The following is a 17,789-nucleotide window of genomic DNA, read 5'->3' as shown; positions in this document are numbered from 1 at the left end:
GGCGGTCGCGTCCACGACGGGGCAGCCAGGCCTGGCGATGGCCCGTTCATGAAACCCGCATTTGGATCGATCTAACTGGCGCGGCGTAGAAATATCACGCCGCTTCCGAAAAGGCATGCTGCCCTGCAGCGAACACCGGACAGACACACGATCTGAAAACGCTGCCACGTCCGTGGCGCGTGGGTTTCGTCTGAAAGGCGTGCATCGCGCGCATGTCGCGCAAGCCCGGCGGTGGCGCCGAAGTTCCCTGTGGGAGCAACCGTCCCTCAGATCGAATCGCAGCCCCCTTGTAGAGCGGAGCTTGCTCCGCTGGGGCTTCCAGACGATCTGGCCGAAACGCAGCGGAGCAAGCTCCGCTCTACAAGCGCATCGCGCAGCGACTGTCATCTCCAAAAGTGCGGAACGCTGTGCAAGTGCATCCGCTACGGGTGGATGCGCAACGCGCGGGCACGGCTGCCGCCGGCGCGAAGAAACCACTTCGCGCGCGTTGCGATCGTTGTAGGCAACGCACATCGCCAATGGCGATCACGCACACCCTGCTTTCAGCGCCGCGCCTTCGCCTTGCCGTATGTACTCGCACGCTGGGTCAACAGCGCCGGCACGACACTGGTGCGGCGGGCCATGCCGGGGTGGGCGGCGCGTTCGACCACCATCGCCGCGGCCTGACGGCCGCGCTCGCGTGGATCGGTGCTGATGGTGGTCAGCGGCGGCACGCCCACCGCCGCCTCGGGAATATCGTCGAAGCCGGTCACCGCGAAGTCCACGCCCGGCTGGCGCCCCTCGCGCACCAGGCCCAGCATCAGCCCCAGCGCGACCGCGTCGTTGTAGCAGACCGCCGCGGTGGGCGTAGCGCCATCGGCGAACAGCAGGCCGGCGCGGGCATTGCCTTCCAGCCGCGTGGGCGCGGTCTCGATCATCCAGGCATCGGGCACCTGCAGCCCCGCCGCCGCCATGGCCTCGCGATAGCCGGCGCGGCGCTGGCGGCACGAGCTCGAGTCGGCATGCCCGCCATAGAAGGCGATGCGGCGGTGCCCCTGCGCCAGCAGCAGTTCGGTCGCCGCGCGCGCGCCGGCGCGGTTGTCCAAGCCGATGAAATCGTAGAGGAAGCCCTTGGACGCGCTGCCGGCCACCTCGCGGTTGAACACCAGCAGCGGCGTGTGCCGGCCGATCACCGTCTCCAGGTCGGCGAAGGCGCTGCCCTCGGCCGGCGAGAGGATCACCCCGGCCGGGTTGTGCTCCATCAGCGAGCCCAGCACCTGGCGCTGGCGCTGCGCCGATTCGCCGCTGCTGCCCAGCAGGGTGACATAGCCCTTGGCGCCCAGCGCCTCGTCCACGCCCGCGGCGAACTCGGCGAAGAACGGGTTGGCCAGGTCGTTGACCACCAGCGCCACCGCGGTGGACACGCGCTGACGCAGATTGGCTGCGGCACGGTTGTAGACGTAGCCCTGGCGGCGCATCTCGGCCTCGACGCGCTCGCGCGTGTCGGCATGCACCAGCGGACTGCTGCGCAGGACGAGCGAGACGGTGGCGCGCGACACCCCGCAGGCATGGGCGATGTCGTTGAGCGTGATCCTGCGGGGGGTATCGGCCATGTGTCGCATGCCCTGGGCCTGGCTGGAACGGCCCAGCACCGGCCATGCTGCGCGATGGCCGGTGCCGGCCGCAAGTCGCCGCGTCGGTGGCGCGGCGTCAGGCATGGCGATGGCGTCGTCACCATGGCGGCCGGACGGGATGCCGCGCGCTGGATCCATGTGCGTCCGCAGCATCGGCTCGGTGCATCCTTCGACGCGATCGCCGGTTTTCGCAGGCGTGGCTGACATTTGCGTCGCCTGTGGCCGAATCGGCTTGAAATGTCGATTTGGATCGTTCTAAATCCGGCCGACGCCTGGCTGGCTCCGCCGCCGCGGCGCGCCGCCATTGCATCGATCACGAGGGAAGCACGATGGACCACCCCACCCGCGCGCCGCTGTCGGCCGCCGCCCCCCACGCGCGCCGCCGCGCCCTGCTGCGCCATGGCCGCCGCGCCGTCTGCGTGGCCCTGCTGCTGGCGCTGCCGGCCACCGGCACGCTGGCGCGCGCCGCCGACGACGACCTGGCCGCGCAGGTCAACACCTTCATCGGCACGCGCGATGAGGGCAACACCTTCCCCGGCGCCGCCGCACCGTTCGGCATGATCCAGGTCAGCCCGATCGGCTCGCACTACGCCGGCTGGCGCGATGGCGACGAGCGCATCCGCGGCTTCGGCCATTCCTTCATCTCCGGCGCCGGCTGCTGGGAACAGGGCGGCCAGGTCTCGGTGCTACCGGTGACCGGCCGCATCGGCCCCGGCGGCGACTTCGATACGTCCAAGAACGACGTCTTCGACCAGACCAAGTACGGCGCGCGCTACACGCAGGCCGGCTCGACCGGCCAGGCCGGCGACTATCGCGTGCGCCTGACCGACTACGGCGGCATCGAGGTGGAGACCACCGCCCTGACCCGCGCCTCGGGCGAGCGCTACACCTACCCGGCCTCCGCCGGCGAAGGCCACGTGCTGATCAACGTCGGCCAGGCCAACCAGAAGCATCGGGTGATCGGCAGCCAGGTGCATGTGGTCGGCGATCGCGTGGTCGAGGGCAAGATCACCACGCTGAGCTTCTGCGGCGGGCATCAGTACGCGACCTGGTTCCGCATCGAGTACGACCGTCCGTTCAAGGCCTTCGGCGTGTGGGGCCAGGCCGGCGGTACGCCGGGCGCGCGCGACAGCATGGAAAGCGAGTATGAGCCGCTCAACGGCGCCTGGGTCAGCTTCGACACCAGCAAGAACAAGCAGGTCACCGCGATCACCTCGATCTCGCACGTCGATGCCGAGGGCGCGCGCGTCAACCTGCGCAGCGAGGGCATGCAGGGCGGCAAGCTGCGCGCCTTCGAGCCGATGCGCCGCGACGCGCGTGCGCTGTGGCAGCAGGCGCTGTCCAAGATCCGCATCGACGGCGGCAGCAAGGACGACCGCGCCGTGTTCTACACCGCGCTCTACCACGCGCTGCTGCAGCCGATGACCGGCAACGACGCCGACGGCCGCTACCGCGGCTACGACGACGCCATCCACGAGGCCAAGGACTGGACCTATTACGAGTTCTTCTCGCTGTGGGACACCTATCGCTCGCAGAACCAGCTGCTGGCGCTGATCGAGCCGCAGCGCGCGCGCGACATCGGCCGTTCGCTGCTGGCCATCGACGCGCAGGGCGGCTGGCTGCCGCGCTGGGGCTACGCCAACTTCGACACCAACACCATGACCGGCGATCCGGTCACGCCCTTCCTGGTGGACCTGTGGCGCTACGGCGCGCTCAAGGGCCTGGAGCCGCAGGCCTGGGCCGCCCTGCGCAAGAACGCCTGGGGCGTGCCGCCGCTGGCCTCGCGCCACGAGGGCCGCGCGGGCAACGTGAACTATCTGCAAAACGGCTTCGTGTTCTTCGATCGCACCTTCCCGGCCAAGGGCATGGACGTGGATCCGCAGAACGGCGGCTCGGCCACGCTGGAGTACGCGCTGGGCGACTGCGCGCTGTCGCTGATGGCCGGTGCGCTGGGCCATGGCGACGACGCGGCCGCGCTGCGCACGCGCGGCGGCAACTGGCACAAGGTCTGGGATGCCGACCTGCACGAGCAGGCCTCGGGCTACCAGGGCTTCCCGCGTCCTCGCCTGGCCGATGGCCAATGGTTCACCCCACCCACCGGCACCTACGACCCGCGCTCGCACTACGGCTTCCATGAGGGCACGGCGTGGCAGTACCAGTGGCTGGTGCCGCAGGACATCCCGGGCCTGGCCACGGCGATGGGCGGGCGCGAGGCGATGGGCAAGCGGCTGGACGACTTCTTCGCCTACGACCAGCTCGTGGCCGATCCGCAGGGCGCGGCGCGCAAGGCCTGGGTCGGCGGGCCCTACAGCTACTACGGCCAGTACCGCTATAACCCCAACAACGAGCCGACCATGCACGTGCCGGCGCTGTACAGCCTGATCGGCCAGCCGTGGAAGACGGCCACGGTGCTGTCCTCGGTGCAGACCTTGTTCACCAACGCACCTAACGGCGTGACAGGCAACGACGATCTGGGCACGATGTCGGCGTTCTATCTGTTCAGCACGCTGGGCTTCTCGCCGCTGATGCCGGGCACCGGCCAGATGCTGTTGCACCCGCCGCGCTTCACCAGCGCGCGCATCGACCTGGGCAACGGCCGCACCCTGACCGTGCGCGGCAACGCCGCACCGCAGGCCGGCCCGCGTTACGTACAGGGCGTGCGCTTCAACGGCAAGCCGCAGTCGGCGGTGTGGATGGACGTGGACGCGCTCAAGCAGGGCGGCACGCTGGACTACACCCTGGGCACGCAGCCCGACCCGCAGGGCTGGGGCACCGCCGCCGACGCCGCGCCTGCGGCGGCCTGCCCGGTCTGAGAACGCCTGCCGTCTGAAGCGGCGCGCGTTTCTGCCCCCTCCCTTTGGCCGCAGGCCAAGGGGAGGGATGGGGAGGGGTCGCTCTTCGCGGCAAAGGCAAAGGCAAAAGCACCCCCTCCCAACCTCCCCTTTGCTGCGCGAAAGGGGAGGGGCGGATTTCGGCTTCGGGGGAATGACGCTGGGGATCTTTGAGCGGCGTCGGTCAGCGGTGCCGAGCCGCCGCGGCGCTTATGCCTTCGGCGCGGCGGTCGAGCCGCGCAGCATCAGTTCGAAGGTCAGCGTCTGCTGCAGCGGCACGTCGGCCGCGGCGAGGATGTCCAGCAGCAGCTGTACCGCGCGCGCGCCGATCTCGCGCATCGGCTGGGCCACGGTGGTCAGCGGCGGAGTGAGGTAGCGCGAAGAGGCCAGGTCGTCGAAGCCGACCACCGAGAGGTCGCGCGGTACGCGCAGGCCGCGTTCGCGGCAGGCCGCCAGCACGCCCAGCGCCGACTGGTCGCTGAAGCAGAACGCCGCGGTCGGCGCATCGTCGGTGCCCAGCCAGGCGCTGGCCGCGGCATGCCCCGATTCCACCGAGAAGTCCCCGGGCACCAGCCGCAGCTGGCGCACCCGGCCACGCGCCTTGGCCGCCGCGCGCACGCCCTGCAGGCGCTGCTGGTGCAGCGGGTTGTCCGGCGGACCGCCGACCACGGCGATGCGCGCGTGGCCCAGCGCATAGAGATGCTCCATCGCCGCGCGCGCGGCGGCGGCATTGTCGATATGCACGCTGGGGATGCCCAGCGCCGGATCGAACTCGCAGCCGTTGACCACCGGCGCCGCCGCGCCCAGCTGCTTGACGATCTGCCGCGCGGTCGGCGGCAGCCGGTGGCCGAGCACGATCAGCCCATCGGCCTCGTTCCGGCGCAGCATCTGCGCATAGCGTTCCTCGCGCGCCGGCTGCTGTTGGGTATCTCCCAGCAGCACCGCATAGCCGGCCGCCTGCGCCGCGTCCTCGGCGCCCTGCAGGATCTGGGCGAAGAACGGGTTGGCGATGTCCGGCACGGTGACCAGGATCTTGCCGGTGCGCTGGGTCTTGAGCGTGCGCGCGGCCGCGTTGGGCACGTAGCCCAGCGTGGCCACGGCGCGCTCGATGCGCGCACGCGTTTCCGGCAGCACCTTCTCCGGCCGCGACAGCGCGCGCGAGACCGTGCCGGCCGAAACGCCCGCGTGCTTGGCAATGTCGTAGATGGTCGGCATGGGGCAAGCGTGTCACGTCCTTGGTGGCCATGGCTATGCCGTGGGCAGCGGCGCCCGGGCAGGCGCGGCCTTGCGGTGCAATGCACAACGTGCGCGGCCACGACGCCATGCTAGGATCGTGCAATCGATTGCATCAAGAACGTAAAGCATGCGAACGCTCAAGGGCCCGGCGCTGTTCCTGGCGCAGTTCATTGGCGACACCGCGCCATTCAACCGGTTGGACACGCTGGCGCAATGGGCCGCAGGCCTGGGCTATCGCGGGGTGCAGGTGCCGACCAGCGCACCGCATATCTTCGACCTGGCCAAGGCCGCCGAGAGCCAGGACTACTGCGACGACCTGGCCGGCATGCTGGCTGGCCACGGCGTGCAGATCACCGAGCTGTCGACCCATCTGCAGGGCCAGCTGGTCGCGGTGCATCCGGCCTACGACACGCTGTTCGACGGCTTTGCGCCGGAATCGCTGCGCGGCAACCCGCCCGCGCGCCAGGCCTGGGCGGTCGAACAACTCAAGCTGGCGGCCAAGGCCAGCCAGCGCCTGGGCCTGAAGGCGCACGCCAGCTTCTCCGGCGCCCTGGCCTGGCCGTACTTCTACCCCTGGCCGCAGCGTCCGGCCGGCCTGGTCGATGAGGCCTTCGCCGAACTCGGTCGCCGCTGGCGGCCGATCCTGGATGCGTTCGACGCCTGCGATGTGGACCTGTGCTTCGAGATCCACCCGGGCGAGGACCTGCACGACGGCGCCACCTTCGAGCGCTTCCTGGAGGTGGTCGATCATCACCCGCGCGCCAAGATCCTCTACGACCCCAGCCACCTGCTGCTGCAGCAGATGGACTACCTGGGCTTCATCGACCGCTACCACGCGCGCATCGGCATCTTCCACGTCAAGGACGCCGAGTTCCGCCCCAGCGCGCGCAGCGGCGTGTACGCCGGCTACCAGGACTGGATCGACCGGCCCGGGCGGTTCCGCTCGCTGGGCGATGGGCAGATCGACTTCAAGGCGATCTTCTCCAAGTTCGCCCAGTACGATTTCCCCGGATGGGCGGTGCTGGAATGGGAGTGCTGCCTCAAGCACCCCGAGGACGGCGCGCGCGAAGGCGCGCCCTTCATCCGCGACCACATCATCCGCGTGACCGAACACGCCTTCGACGATTTCGCCGACAGCGGCGCCAGCCCGGAAGCGCTGCGCGGTTTGCTGGGACTTTAAGACACCACTGACCTGGGAGGGGAAGTCATGACGTCCATCCTGTCGCGCCTCGGCGCGATGATGTTCCTGCAGTTCTTCATCTGGGGCGCGTGGTTCGTGACCCTGGGCACCTATCTGGTGCAGGGCCCGCTGCAGGCCAGCGCGGGCCAGGTGGCCACGGCCTTCCTGAGCCAGTCCATCGGCGCGATCGTGGCGCCCTTCCTGGTGGGCCTGATCGCCGACCGCTACTTCGCCGCCCAGCGCATCCTGGCCGTGCTGCACCTGGCCGGCGCGGCGCTGATGTGGGGGGCCTCGGTGGCCACCACGTTCGACACCTTCGCCGCCTGCGTGATGGGCTACATGCTGCTGTTCATGCCTACCCTGGCGCTGGCCAACAGCATCGCCATGCGCCACATGCAGGTGCCGGAGAAGCAGTTCCCGCCGGTGCGCGTGGCCGGCAGCGTCGGCTGGATCGTGGCCGGCGTGCTGATCGGCTGGCTGGGCTGGGAACAGGCCCATCGCCTGGAGCTGACCTTCCGCATGGCCGCGCTGGCCTCGGCGCTGCTGGGCCTGTACGCCTTCACCCTGCCCCACACCCCGCCGCTGGAGCAGCAGCGCAACGCCAGCCTGGGCAAGATGATCGGCCTGGATGCGCTGGGGCTGCTGAAGTCGCGCTCGTACCTGGTGTTCTTCCTGGCCTCGATCGCCATCTGCATCCCGCTGTCGTTCTACTACAACTTCACCAACCCCTATCTCAACGACCTGGGCGTGCGCGGCGCGGCCGGGCTGCAGTCGCTGGGCCAGGTGTCCGAAGTGCTGCTGATGCTGGCCATGCCGTTCCTGTTCGCGCGGCTGGGGGTCAAGACCATGCTGGCGCTGGGCATGGCCGCGTGGGTGGCGCGCTATGCGCTGTTCGCCTACGGCGATGCCGGCGGCGGCTTCGCGCTGCTGGTGATCGGCATCGTGCTGCACGGCATCTGCTACGACTTCTTCTTCGTCACCGGGCAGATCTACACCGATGCCCATGCCGGTCCGGCCTTCCGCAGCAGCGCGCAGGGCTTCATCACCCTGGCCACCTATGGCGTGGGCATGCTGATCGGCACCTTCCTGTCCGGCGCGGTGGTCGAGCACTACACCACCGCCGCGGGGCGCGACTGGCAGAGCATCTGGCTGTTCCCGGCCGGCGTGGCGCTGGTGGTGCTGATCGCCTTCCTGCTGCTGTTCCGCGATCGGCCGGCCAAGGCCGCCGTCGCCTCGGCCACGCATTGAGGAGCGCCACCGCATGAGCCCGCTTGGCATCGTCATCGTCGGCACCGGCATGATCGGCGCGGTGCATCGCCGCGCCGCGCTGCTGGCCGGCGCGCAGGTCCGCGGCGTGGTCGGCTCCTCGCCGGCCCGCGGCGAGGAGGCGGCGCGCGCCTGGAACCTGCCGCGCGCCTACCGCGACCTGGACGAGGCCCTGGCCGATCCGCAGGTGCAGGTGGTGCACGTCTGTACGCCCAACCATCTGCACCGGCCGATGGCGCAGGCCGCGCTGGAATCCGGCCGCCACGTGATCTGCGAAAAGCCGCTGGCCACCACGCTGGACGACGCCCAGGCGCTGGCCGATCTGGCCGCCGCCACGGGCCTGGTGGCCACCGTGCCCTTCGTCTATCGCTACCATCCGGTGGTGCGCGAGGCGCGCGCCCGCATCGCCGACGGCGAACTGGGCCCGCTGCGCCTGATCCACGGCAGCTATCTGCAGGACTGGCTGCTGGATCCGGCCAGCAACAACTGGCGCGTGGACCCCAGGCTGGGCGGCGCATCGCGCGCCTTCGCCGACATCGGCTCGCACTGGTGCGACCTGGTGGAATGGGTCGGCGGCGAGCGCTTCGCCGAGGTGAGCGCAGCCTTCGAGACCGTCATCGCCGAGCGCGGCGCGAGCACCGGCGAGAGCTTCGCCACGCCGGCCGCCGGCGGTGCGCTGCAGGCGGTGTCCAGCGAGGACGTGGCCGCGGCCCTGTTCAAGACCACGCGCGGCACGCTGGCCACGCTGACGGTGAGCCAGGTCTCGGCCGGCCGCCACAACCGGCTGTGGTTCGAGATCGACGGCGCCAAGGCCGCCGTGGCCTTCGACCAGGAGGACTGCGAGCGCCTGTGGATCGGCCGGCCCGACCAGCGCGAGGAGATCTTCGTGCGCGGCCCGGGCGCGGGCAGCGCCGAGCAGCGCCGGCTCTCCTCGCTGCCGCCCGGCCATGCGCAGGGCTATGCGCAGTGTTTCGAGGCCTTCGTCGCCGACACCTACCGCGCCATCGCCGGGCAGACGCCCGAAGGCCTGCCGACCTTCGCCGACGGCCTGCGCTCGGCGCGCATCGTCGAGGGCGTGATCGCCTCGGCGCGCACGCGTGCCTGGACATCCATCGACGCGTGACCACGCGCCGCCATCCTCGATCGTCGAATCTCCGGGAGGACCTATGACGCTCACCCTGCCCCGCCGCCTTGCCGCCACCGCCCTGCTGCTCTGCGCAGCGCTTCCCGCCCTGGCCAAGGAGCGCACCGCCGCGCAGCTGCCCATCGCCGTGCAGATGTACTCGCTGCGCAACATCCCCTCGCTGGAAGACCGCCTCAAGCTGGTCCACGACGCCGGCATCACCGCGGTGGAAACCGTGGGCACGCAGGACACCACCGCGCCGCAGCTCAAGGCGCTGCTGGACAAGTACGGGATCATCGTCACCTCCTCGCACGTGCCGCTGGCCGAGCTGCGCAAGGATCTGCCCGGCGTGGTCGCCTTCAACAAGGCCATCGGCAACCGCGTGCTGGTGGTGCCCTATCTGGACGATGCCGACCGGCCCAAGGACGCCGCAGGCTGGACCGCGCTGGGCAAGTCGCTGGGCCAGCTTGCGACCACGCTCAAGGCGCAGGGCATGACGCTGGCCTATCACAACCACAACTTCGAGTTCGTCCGCTTCGGCGACAAGACCGGCCTGGAGCTGCTGCTCGAGGGCGCCGGCCCGGCGCTGAAGTCCGAGCTGGACCTGGCCTGGGTGGCGCGTTCGGGCAACGATCCGGTGGTCTACCTGGGCAAGCTCAAGGGCCGTCTGTACGCGGTGCACGCCAAGGACAATGCGCCGGAAGGCCAGGCCGCCGACGAGAGCGGCTTCGCCGCGGTCGGCCACGGCGTGCTGAACTGGAAGGCGATCCTGCCCGCCGCCGATCGCGCCGGGGTCAAGTGGTACATCATCGAGCACGACAACCCGCGCGACCCGGCCGCCGTGGTCAAGGCCGGCGCGGCCTATCTGGTCGAGCACCTGCCGGCCGATGTGAAGCGCTGAGGCGCGGCACGCAGGCACAGGACCGGAACGACGGCGCCTTCGGGCGCCGTCGTTCTTTGCAGGTCGTGGTCATCACGGCCTCTGATGCCTTCCACGTCGCGCCATTTCTGTAGAGCGGAGCTTGCTCCGCTGCGCTTCGGCCATCATCGGGAAAGCCCCAGCGGAGCAAGCTCCGCTCTACAGGTGGGAGCAGGCCGCCGAGCAGATCAGCCTGGGCCGTCACTGGCCGCGGCCAGGAGCGGCACCACGATGTCGCTGATTGGCGTCGGGATGCCGTGGACGCGGCCGCGGCGGGCGATGACGCCGTTGCGGATGTCCCATTCCAGCGGTCTGCCGGCCTGGCGGTCGCCGAGGATGGAGGTGCCCAGATCGGGCGGCGAGGACTGGAACTGGTCCAGGATCGCCTGCGGCACCTCGTCGCCGAGCGCGGCGCCCTCGGCCCGCGCCACGGCGAGGCCTTCGCGCAGATACGCCAGGGCGAGTCCGGCGATGTCCGGGCGGGCGAACATGCCGGAGCGGCGCTGCGTCAGCGCCATGAGGCCGGCCACCGCATTCTGCAGCAGCTTGCGCCAGGCCACGGTGTGGAAGTCGGCGACCAGCTCGATGGCGCAGCGGGTGCCGCGCAGCGCCTCGGCGACGACGCCGGCATCGGGCGTGTCCGGCAGGGTGAGGCGCGCCGGCGCACGCAGGCGGACGCTGCCATCGGCCTGCGCCTGTGCGGGAAACCACACGACCGCGGGCACGATCCGTCCCTGCGGGCAGTACGGCGCGAGCGAATCGACCTGCTCGACGCCGTTCTGCAGCGCGCACACCACCGTGCGCGGGCCGCCCAGCGCCGCGAGCCACGGCGCCGCTGCCGCGTTCTGCGTCGCCTTCACCGCCAGGAAGATCAGGTCGACCCTGCGATCGCACTGCGCGGGGTCGGTCAGCACCGGCCCAGGAACGCCGATGCGGCGATCGCCGTCCTGCAGCCACAGCTGGTCGCGGGCCGTGCGGCCGCACAGCAGTGGCGTGCGGCCGACCTCGTGCAGCATCGCCGCGACCGTGGTGCCGATGGCGCCGGGGCCCACGACGGCGACGGTAATGTCGGAAGGATTGGACTGCGTGTGCATCGCGCACCTGTTGCTTGGTGGGAAGGGCTTGCCCTACGCGCGAGTCGCGCGGGCCGAGCCGGATATGTAACATATTCCATATGAGCAAAAAGAAAGGTAACTCCGTTACGCAGGCGGAAGGACGGCTCGGCCAGTGGCTCGGCAGCATCCAGGCGCGCTGCGGCGATCTCGCCGCGAGCGAAGCCAAGTTCGCCGCGCTGCTGCTGGCCGATCCGCTGTTCGTGGGCGCCAGCACCACCGCGGAGGTCGCCGCACGCGCCGGCGTGTCGCCGCCAAGCGTGGTGCGCGCCGCGCGGGCGATCGGCTTTGCCGGCTTCACCGAGCTCAAGCTCGAGATCGCACGCGCCCGCGGCACCGCCGGCTTCTTCGCGCCTCCCGCCGCGCTCGCCGCCGACGCACCGCTGGCCGCCGTGCTGGAGGCGTCCATCCGCGCGGGCACCGATGCGCTGACCGCGCTCGGCGGCGCGGTGGAACCGGCGGCGCTGGGCCAGGCGGTCGGCGTCCTGCACGCCGCGCGCCAGGTCATCGTCTTCGGCGCCGGGCCTTCGGCAACGGTGGCCGCCGATGCGGTCTTCCGCCTGCGCGCGATCGGCGTCACCACCATCGGCATCGCGGATCATCTGTCGGCGATGATCGCGGTGCGCCTGCTCGGCTCGGGCGATGCCGTGATCGCCGTGAGTTCGACGGGGCGCACCGCCACCACGCTCGCCATCGCCGATGCGGCCGCCTCCGCCGGCGCCTCGCTCATCGCCATCAGCAACCAGTACGGCACGCCGCTGGCGAAGCTGGCCGATATCGCGCTGGTCGTCGGCGGGCCACCGCTGCCTGCGCAGATGGCCGCGGCGGGCAGCCGGCTGGCCCAGTTGGTCGTCATCGATGCGCTGGTTGCCGCGCTCGCGCTGCGGGATCCGGCGCGCACGCGCCGCGCGGAGCGGGCGGGCATCGATCTGCCCGACCTGTCCTGATGTCGCCCGGCACGGTCGCGATGGTCCTCGGCGCGGCCGGGGCGCACGCGGTGTGGAACCTCGCCTCCAAGTCCAAGCGCGGTGACGCCTTCCTGTTCGTCTGGGCCTATACCTGGGCGTCCACGCTGCTGTTCGTCCCATTTGGCATTGCGATGGCGATCCGCGAGCAGCAGCCCTTCGATACGCGGCTGGTCGTGGCATCGGTCCTCTCGGCAGGCCTGCACACGGCGTATTCGCTGACGCTGCAGGCCGGCTACGACCGCGCCGCGCTGGGCGTGGTGTATCCGGTGGCGCGCGCGACCGGGCCCATGCTGACGATGGGCTTCGCGGTGCTGGTGCTGGGCGAACGCCTGACGCCGGTGGCGGTGCTGGGCGCGCTGCTCATCGTCGCCGGCATCCTCGTCGTCATCGGCAATCCCTTCCGCACAGGGAGCCGGCATGCGCTGCCGGGGATGCTCTGGGGCGGCGCGACCGGGGCCGCGATCGCGGCCTACACGCTCTGGGACAGCTACGTGGTCACCACCTGGCGCCTGGCGCCGGCGAGCTATTACGCCGGCACCCTGCTGCTGCAGGGCCTGATCATGACGCCGCTGGCGCTGCGCCGCAGGCAGCGGCTTGCGGCGACCCTGCGCAGCGACGCCAGGCCGATCCTGGTGGTGGCGCTGTTCTCGCCGCTGGCCTACCTGCTGGTGCTCACCGCCATGCAGCGCGCACCGGTGGCGCTGGTCGCGCCGCTGCGCGAGTCATCCATCGTCATCGGCGCCCTGCTCGCCTGCTGGCTGTTCGGCGAAGACCATCTCATGCGCCGCGTTACCGGCGCGGTCGTCGTCCTGGCCGGCATCGCGGCGATTGGCTTCTGAAGCGATGCCTTTGTTGGAGCAGCAGCTGTCTCAGATCGAGTCGCTCCCTCCCTGTAGAGCGGAGCTCGCTCCGCTGCTCTTCGCCCGGATCGTCGCGAAAGCCCCAGCGGAGCAAGCTCCGCTCTACGGATGGGAGCTATGCCGCCGCTGGCGAATCGAACCGGCTACAGCTCCCGCACCCAGATGTTGCGGTAGCTCACCTTGGCGTTGTGGTCCTGCAGGAAGATCGGCGCGCAGCCATGCGGTGCGTAGGACGGGGCGCCGATGTATTCGGTCTTGCCCGCGATCACCGTGTCGTTCTGCACCAGCACGCCGTTGTGCAGCACGGTGATGCGCGCCGGCGCGGTCAGGCCGCCGCCCTGCGAGAAGCGCGGCGCGGTCCAGATCACATCGTAGGTCTGCCACTGGCCCGGCGCGCGCGAGGCGTTGACCAGCGGGATGGCCTGCTTGTAGATCGAACCGGCCTGGCCGTTGGAATACGTCGCGCTCTGGTAGCTGTCCAGCACCTGCAGCTCGTAGCGGTTCTGCAGGAAGATGCCGCTGTTGCCGCGGTTCTGCCCTTCCAGGCCCTTGGTCTCGGTCGGCGTGCGCCATTCCACGTGCAGCTGCACATCGCAGAAACTCTTCTTGCTGCGGAGGCCCTTGCTGCCCGGCACCACGGTGACCGCGCCATCGGCCACGCTCCAGCCCGGCTTGCCGCCGTCCTCGCCCTCCCAGGCCGACAGGTCCTTGCCGTCGAACAGCACCACCGCATCGGACGGCGCCGCGCCCACCGGCGTGGCCACGGCCACCGGCACCGGCTTCCACACCTCGGTCTTGGCCGGGTCGCCCTGCGTCTGCTGCGCGCACGCCGGCACGGCGGCCAGCGCACAGGCCAGCATCGCGATCGCTTGCTTGCTCATCTCGTTCTCCCTTGGGCGATGCCGTGGCATCGCACGTTGTTGGCCTTCAGGTCGCCCAGGCCGGGGTGCCCGGCTCGTAGGGCAGATCGCCGTCGAAGCGGCCCGGCACCGGCACATAGCGCAGCACCTTGGTCGCGCCCACCTCGGAGGTGAAGAAGCCGAACAGCACCAGCTGCTTGATCATGGTGAAGTAATGCGGCGGGATCGCCGAGCTGTCGGCGCCCTCGTCGTCGGCCTTTTTCGGATCGGGGCTGGCGGCCCGGGCCTCGGCGGCCAGCTTGTCCAGCAGCTCGGCGCGCTGGGCCGGCTTGAGCGCCAGGAAGCCGCCCTTGGCCCGCTTGTCCAGATCGGCCAGGCCGGCGCGGAACACCGCCTGCTGCTGCGGGTCGTAGCAATCGGTCACGAAGCGGGCCATGAACAACCCCACGCCCGCATCCTTGGCGCCGGGCGTGTCGGTGCGCGGCAGGATGGTCTCGGCGATCTCGTCCAGCAGCGCCACCTGCGTCTTGGAGAAGGCGTTGTTGGCCGGCGGCACCGGCAGCTGGGCCTGGCCGAACACCACCGAGGGCAGGCCGATCATGGCCATGCCAGTGGCGGCGGTGATCATCTTGAGCAGTTCGCGTCGTTGCATTACAGGTTCCCCGCCTTGAGTTCGCGCACGGCATGGTCGGCCGCGCGCGCGGTCAGCGCCATGTAGGTCAGCGATGGATTCACGCAGGCCGCCGAGGTCATGCACGCCCCGTCGGTCACGAACACGTTGGGCGCGTCCCAGACCTGGTTGTGCATGTTCAGCACCGAGGTCTTGCGGTCGCGGCCCATGCGCGCGGTGCCCATCTCGTGGATGCCCATGCCCGGCGCGTAGTCGCTCTCGTAGACCTCCACGTCCTTGACGCCGGCGGCCTCGAGCATCTCGGCCGCGTCGGCGCCCATGTCCTTGCGCATGGCGTGCTCGTTCTCGCGCAGGGACACGTCCATCGCCAGCACCGGCAGGCCCCACTTGTCCTTGACGTTACGATTCAGGCTGATGGTGTTGTCGTGGTAGGGCAGGATTTCGCCGAAGGCGGTCATGCCGATGCGCCACTCGCCCGGCACGGTCAGCGCCTGCTTGAGGTCGGCGCCGATGTTGAGCTCGGCGATGTCGCGCGACCAGCCGGTGCGGCTCGCGCCACCCTGGTAGCCGAAGCCGCGCACGTAGTCGCGCCGCTCGTCTCCCAGATTGCGGAAGCGCGGGATGTAGAAGCCGCACGGCCGGCGCCCGTAGTAGTACTTGTCCTCATAGCCATCCACCCGGCCCGAGGCGCCGACGCGGAAGTGATGGTCCATGACGTTGTGGCCCAGCTCGCCGGAGGACGAGCCCAGCCCGCCTTCCCACACATCGGTGGCCGAGTTCATCAACAGCCAGGTCGAGTTGAACGCCGAGGCGTTGAGGAACACCACCTTGGCCGTGTAGACGTAGGTCTGCCCGGTCTCCGCGTCGATGATCTCCACGCCCTTGGCGCGCTTGCGGTCCTTGTCGTACAGCACTTCCTTGACGATGGAGAACGGCCGCAGCGTCAGGTTGCCGGTGGCCATCGCCGCCGGCAGCGTGGCCGACTGCGTGGAGAAATACGCGCCGAACGGACAGCCCAGGATGCACTTGTTGCGGTACTGGCAGTTGACCCGGCCCTGCTCGGGCTTGGGCTGGGTGATGTTGGCCGTGCGCGAGTGGATCATGTGGCGCGTGCCGCCGAAGGCCTTCTTCAGGCGCGCGGCCACGTCCTGCTCGACGATGTTCAGCGGGATCGGCGGCAGGAACTGCCCGTCGGGCAGCACGTCCAGCCCCTCGGTCGTGCCGGCGATGCCGGCGAAGCGCTCGACATGGTCGTACCACGGCGCGATGTCGGCGTAGCGGATCGGCCAGTCCACCGCGATGCCCTCCTTCGCGTTGGCGCCGAAGTCGATGTCGGACAGGCGATAGCTCTGCCGTCCCCACATCAGCGAGCGTCCGCCCACGTGGTAGCCGCGGAACCAGTCGAAGCGCTTGGTCTCGGTGTAGGGGCAGTCCTTCTCGTCGGCCCACATGCCGTAGGTGCTCTCCGACAGCGGATAGTCGCGCTTGAGGACCGGATGATCGGCCTTCATCTGCTGGGTCGGCGTGTCGTGATGCGGATAGTCCCAGGCCTCCTTGCCCGCGTTGACGTAGTCCTTGATGTGCTCGATGTTGCGGCCGCGCTCGAGCATCAGGACCTTCAGGCCGCGCTCGGTCAGCTCCTTGGCGGCCCAGCCGCCGCTGATGCCGGAGCCGACGACGATCGCGTCGTAGTGGTTGTCTGCCATGGGTGACTGCTTCCCTCGGTGGATAGTGGGTCTCTCACACGTCGCACAGGGCGATGGCCTGGCGCAGCGCGTCGATCGGGTCGGTATGGGCGGCGCTGAATTCGTGCGCCACGTAGCCGCCAAAGCCGGTGTCGCGGATGGCGCGGCAGATGGCGGCGTAGTTGAGCTCCTGGGTGTCGTCCAGCTCATGCCGTCCGGGCACGCCGGCGGTATGGTAGTGGACGAAGTATTCATGGTTGCGACGGATGCTCGCGATGATGTCGCCTTCCATGATCTGCATATGATAGATGTCGAACAGCAGGCCGAAATTGGGCGAGCCGATGCGCTTGCACAGCTCCACGCCCCAGGCCGAGTGGTCACACAGATAGTCGGCGTGGTCCACGCGCGAGTTCAGCAGCTCCATCACCAGCACCACCCCGCGCTTCTCGGCATGGCCCAGCACCCGCTTGAGGCCGACCTCGGCATTGCGCATGCCCTGCACCGGGTCCATGCCGTTGCGGTTGCCGGAGAAACAGATCAGGTTGCGGTAGCCCGCGTCGGCGACCAGGTCGATATGGCGCGTGTAGCGCGCGACCAGCTCGTCGTGGAACTCGGTGCCGGCGAAGCCCTGCTTCAGGCTGATCTCCGCCCCGTTGCACATCGGGCTGTCGATGCCGTGTGCCTTCAGCATCGGCCACTCCTCCGGCCCGACCAGATCGATGGCCGACAGGCCCACCTGCTTGACCGTCACGCACAGCTGGTCGATGGGCTGCTGGAAGAGCCAGCGCGCCACCGACTGCTTAAGCCGGCCCTTGGGCGCGGACGGCGCCGTCGCGGGGACTGCGGCCCACGCAGGAAGCAACGCGGAGGAGGCGAGGCCGACGCCGCCCAGCACGCCCATGCGGAGCAGATCGCGGCGGGTGGGACCGCTGTTCATGCCGGACGCTCCTGGGTCATGGCGCGCGCCTGGGGCGGGCGCCGGCCATGCTGCAGCGAGAGGGCAACGGCCACAGACCTCAGCCCGCGTGTTGCCACAGCGGGCTGGACACTGGAACGAGAAAAAAAGCGCCCCTGCCACGGAGAAGGTTCGCCCTCCGCGTAGATCCAACCCAAGCCCTGCGCACTGTCGCTTCGTGCCATCGCCTCGGCCTCCCAACCGGACATGACGCCGCATGAGCCTCCCCATGCAATCGATTGCACGATAGCAGCCGCCGGGCTGATTGCAAGCCGCAGACCCGCATTCAGGCATGCTGCGAAGCACCATGCGGCGTCGACGGACGCACCCCGCCCGCACCTCACGGCGGACGTTCCAGCCCCCCAGCCCCCACCAGGCCATACGCGCCCGAGACGAGAGACCATCGGCCCTCCAAAAAAGCGGAGTCTATGACGGAGGGTCTTCGCTTCTCGCGGTGCGCCAGGCGCTGACGCGTTGCGCCTGCATGCGCATCCGCGCCACGACCACACCGCACCAGTCCCGCATCCCGCATTCGCGCTCCACCGCGGTC

General features: G+C 69.9%; 14 protein-coding genes. 7 read left to right on the top strand and 7 right to left on the bottom strand.

Going from position 1 to position 17,789, the window contains the following annotated elements; translation table 11 throughout:
• Positions 1-542: 542 nt before the first annotated feature.
• Positions 543-1,601 (bottom strand): LacI family DNA-binding transcriptional regulator, encoded by a 1,059-nt coding sequence (locus EAT51_RS18250; protein ID WP_425478225.1) that lies wholly within the window; start codon positions 1,599-1,601, stop codon positions 543-545.
• A gap of 341 nt (positions 1,602-1,942) precedes the next feature.
• On the opposite strand from EAT51_RS18250, the gene EAT51_RS18245 reads away from it, so the two are divergent.
• Complete coding sequence (locus EAT51_RS18245; protein ID WP_130553997.1) at positions 1,943-4,426, top strand: GH92 family glycosyl hydrolase; 2,484 nt, start codon at positions 1,943-1,945, stop codon at positions 4,424-4,426.
• Positions 4,427-4,654: 228 nt separating this feature from the next.
• Here the strand turns inward: EAT51_RS18245 and EAT51_RS18240 are convergent, their stop codons facing one another.
• Positions 4,655-5,659 carry a LacI family DNA-binding transcriptional regulator gene (locus tag EAT51_RS18240; RefSeq protein WP_130516917.1) on the bottom strand — a complete coding sequence of 335 codons (1,005 nt, stop codon included), beginning with the start codon at positions 5,657-5,659 and terminating at the stop codon, positions 4,655-4,657.
• A 148-nt stretch (positions 5,660-5,807) separates the two neighbouring features.
• On the opposite strand from EAT51_RS18240, the gene EAT51_RS18235 reads away from it, so the two are divergent.
• Genes EAT51_RS18235 through EAT51_RS18220 form a run of 4 tightly spaced genes read left to right on the top strand, consistent with a single transcriptional unit; the run spans position 5,808 to position 10,150 of the window.
• Positions 5,808-6,860 carry a sugar phosphate isomerase/epimerase family protein gene (locus tag EAT51_RS18235; protein WP_130516915.1) on the top strand — a complete coding sequence of 351 codons (1,053 nt, stop codon included), beginning with the start codon at positions 5,808-5,810 and terminating at the stop codon, positions 6,858-6,860.
• 27 nt (positions 6,861-6,887) lie between these two features.
• Positions 6,888-8,108, top strand: coding sequence for a nucleoside permease (locus EAT51_RS18230; protein WP_130516913.1), 1,221 nt, complete (start codon positions 6,888-6,890; stop codon positions 8,106-8,108).
• Positions 8,109-8,121: 13 nt separating this feature from the next.
• Positions 8,122-9,249, top strand: coding sequence for a Gfo/Idh/MocA family protein (locus EAT51_RS18225; RefSeq protein WP_130561867.1), 1,128 nt, complete (start codon positions 8,122-8,124; stop codon positions 9,247-9,249).
• A gap of 43 nt (positions 9,250-9,292) precedes the next feature.
• On the top strand, positions 9,293-10,150 hold the full coding sequence (locus EAT51_RS18220; RefSeq protein WP_130516909.1) for a sugar phosphate isomerase/epimerase family protein: 858 nt from the start codon (positions 9,293-9,295) through the stop codon (positions 10,148-10,150).
• A 206-nt stretch (positions 10,151-10,356) separates the two neighbouring features.
• Here EAT51_RS18220 and EAT51_RS18215 read toward each other — a convergent pair whose 3' ends face one another.
• The gene (locus EAT51_RS18215; RefSeq protein ID WP_130561866.1) at positions 10,357-11,262 is read right to left on the bottom strand and encodes an oxidoreductase; all 906 of its coding nucleotides are present in this window, start codon (positions 11,260-11,262) and stop codon (positions 10,357-10,359) included.
• A gap of 80 nt (positions 11,263-11,342) precedes the next feature.
• Between EAT51_RS18215 and EAT51_RS18210 the strand changes: the two genes are divergently transcribed.
• Together EAT51_RS18210 and EAT51_RS18205 are read left to right on the top strand one after the other, a co-directional pair.
• On the top strand, positions 11,343-12,227 hold the full coding sequence (locus EAT51_RS18210) for a MurR/RpiR family transcriptional regulator (RefSeq protein ID WP_130561865.1): 885 nt from the start codon (positions 11,343-11,345) through the stop codon (positions 12,225-12,227).
• Positions 12,227-13,087, top strand: a complete 861-nt coding sequence (locus EAT51_RS18205) for a DMT family transporter (protein ID WP_130561864.1) — start codon at positions 12,227-12,229, stop codon at positions 13,085-13,087. The genes EAT51_RS18210 and EAT51_RS18205 overlap by 1 nt, the downstream gene beginning before the upstream one ends.
• Positions 13,088-13,251: 164 nt before the next feature.
• On the opposite strand, the gene EAT51_RS18200 is transcribed toward EAT51_RS18205, so the two are convergent.
• The 4 genes from EAT51_RS18200 to EAT51_RS18185 are packed head-to-tail and all read right to left on the bottom strand — an operon-like array spanning position 13,252 to position 17,185.
• Positions 13,252-13,989: a 3-keto-disaccharide hydrolase gene (locus EAT51_RS18200; protein WP_425599593.1), complete on the bottom strand. Its 738-nt coding sequence runs from the start codon at positions 13,987-13,989 to the stop codon at positions 13,252-13,254.
• A 46-nt stretch (positions 13,990-14,035) separates the two neighbouring features.
• On the bottom strand, positions 14,036-14,620 hold the full coding sequence (locus EAT51_RS18195) for a gluconate 2-dehydrogenase subunit 3 family protein (protein WP_130528337.1): 585 nt from the start codon (positions 14,618-14,620) through the stop codon (positions 14,036-14,038).
• On the bottom strand, positions 14,620-16,305 hold the full coding sequence (locus EAT51_RS18190) for a GMC oxidoreductase (RefSeq protein WP_130516901.1): 1,686 nt from the start codon (positions 16,303-16,305) through the stop codon (positions 14,620-14,622). Before EAT51_RS18190 ends, EAT51_RS18195 begins: the two co-directional genes overlap by 1 nt.
• A 34-nt stretch (positions 16,306-16,339) precedes the next feature.
• Entirely contained in the window at positions 16,340-17,185 is an 846-nt protein-coding gene (locus tag EAT51_RS18185; protein WP_228257988.1) for a hydroxypyruvate isomerase family protein, read from the bottom strand.
• Between the last annotated feature and the right edge of the window lie 604 nt (positions 17,186-17,789).

Origin of the sequence: Pseudoxanthomonas winnipegensis (assembly GCF_004283755.1) — a bacterium.
Lineage (GTDB): Bacteria > Pseudomonadota > Gammaproteobacteria > Xanthomonadales > Xanthomonadaceae > Pseudoxanthomonas_A > Pseudoxanthomonas_A winnipegensis.
This window is presented reverse-complemented; position numbering and strand designations above follow the sequence as displayed.

Coding starts and splice junctions, on each gene's coding strand:
- EAT51_RS18250 (WP_425478225.1), bottom strand. CDS start 1,601: ATGCGACACATGGCCGATACCCCCCGCAGGATCACGCTCAACGACATC.
- EAT51_RS18245 (WP_130553997.1), top strand. CDS start 1,943: ATGGACCACCCCACCCGCGCGCCGCTGTCGGCCGCCGCCCCCCACGCG.
- EAT51_RS18240 (WP_130516917.1), bottom strand. CDS start 5,659: ATGCCGACCATCTACGACATTGCCAAGCACGCGGGCGTTTCGGCCGGC.
- EAT51_RS18235 (WP_130516915.1), top strand. CDS start 5,808: ATGCGAACGCTCAAGGGCCCGGCGCTGTTCCTGGCGCAGTTCATTGGC.
- EAT51_RS18230 (WP_130516913.1), top strand. CDS start 6,888: ATGACGTCCATCCTGTCGCGCCTCGGCGCGATGATGTTCCTGCAGTTC.
- EAT51_RS18225 (WP_130561867.1), top strand. CDS start 8,122: ATGAGCCCGCTTGGCATCGTCATCGTCGGCACCGGCATGATCGGCGCG.
- EAT51_RS18220 (WP_130516909.1), top strand. CDS start 9,293: ATGACGCTCACCCTGCCCCGCCGCCTTGCCGCCACCGCCCTGCTGCTC.
- EAT51_RS18215 (WP_130561866.1), bottom strand. CDS start 11,262: ATGCACACGCAGTCCAATCCTTCCGACATTACCGTCGCCGTCGTGGGC.
- EAT51_RS18210 (WP_130561865.1), top strand. CDS start 11,343: ATGAGCAAAAAGAAAGGTAACTCCGTTACGCAGGCGGAAGGACGGCTC.
- EAT51_RS18205 (WP_130561864.1), top strand. CDS start 12,227: ATGTCGCCCGGCACGGTCGCGATGGTCCTCGGCGCGGCCGGGGCGCAC.
- EAT51_RS18200 (WP_425599593.1), bottom strand. CDS start 13,989: ATGAGCAAGCAAGCGATCGCGATGCTGGCCTGTGCGCTGGCCGCCGTG.
- EAT51_RS18195 (WP_130528337.1), bottom strand. CDS start 14,620: ATGCAACGACGCGAACTGCTCAAGATGATCACCGCCGCCACTGGCATG.
- EAT51_RS18190 (WP_130516901.1), bottom strand. CDS start 16,305: ATGGCAGACAACCACTACGACGCGATCGTCGTCGGCTCCGGCATCAGC.
- EAT51_RS18185 (WP_228257988.1), bottom strand. CDS start 17,185: ATGGGCGTGCTGGGCGGCGTCGGCCTCGCCTCCTCCGCGTTGCTTCCT.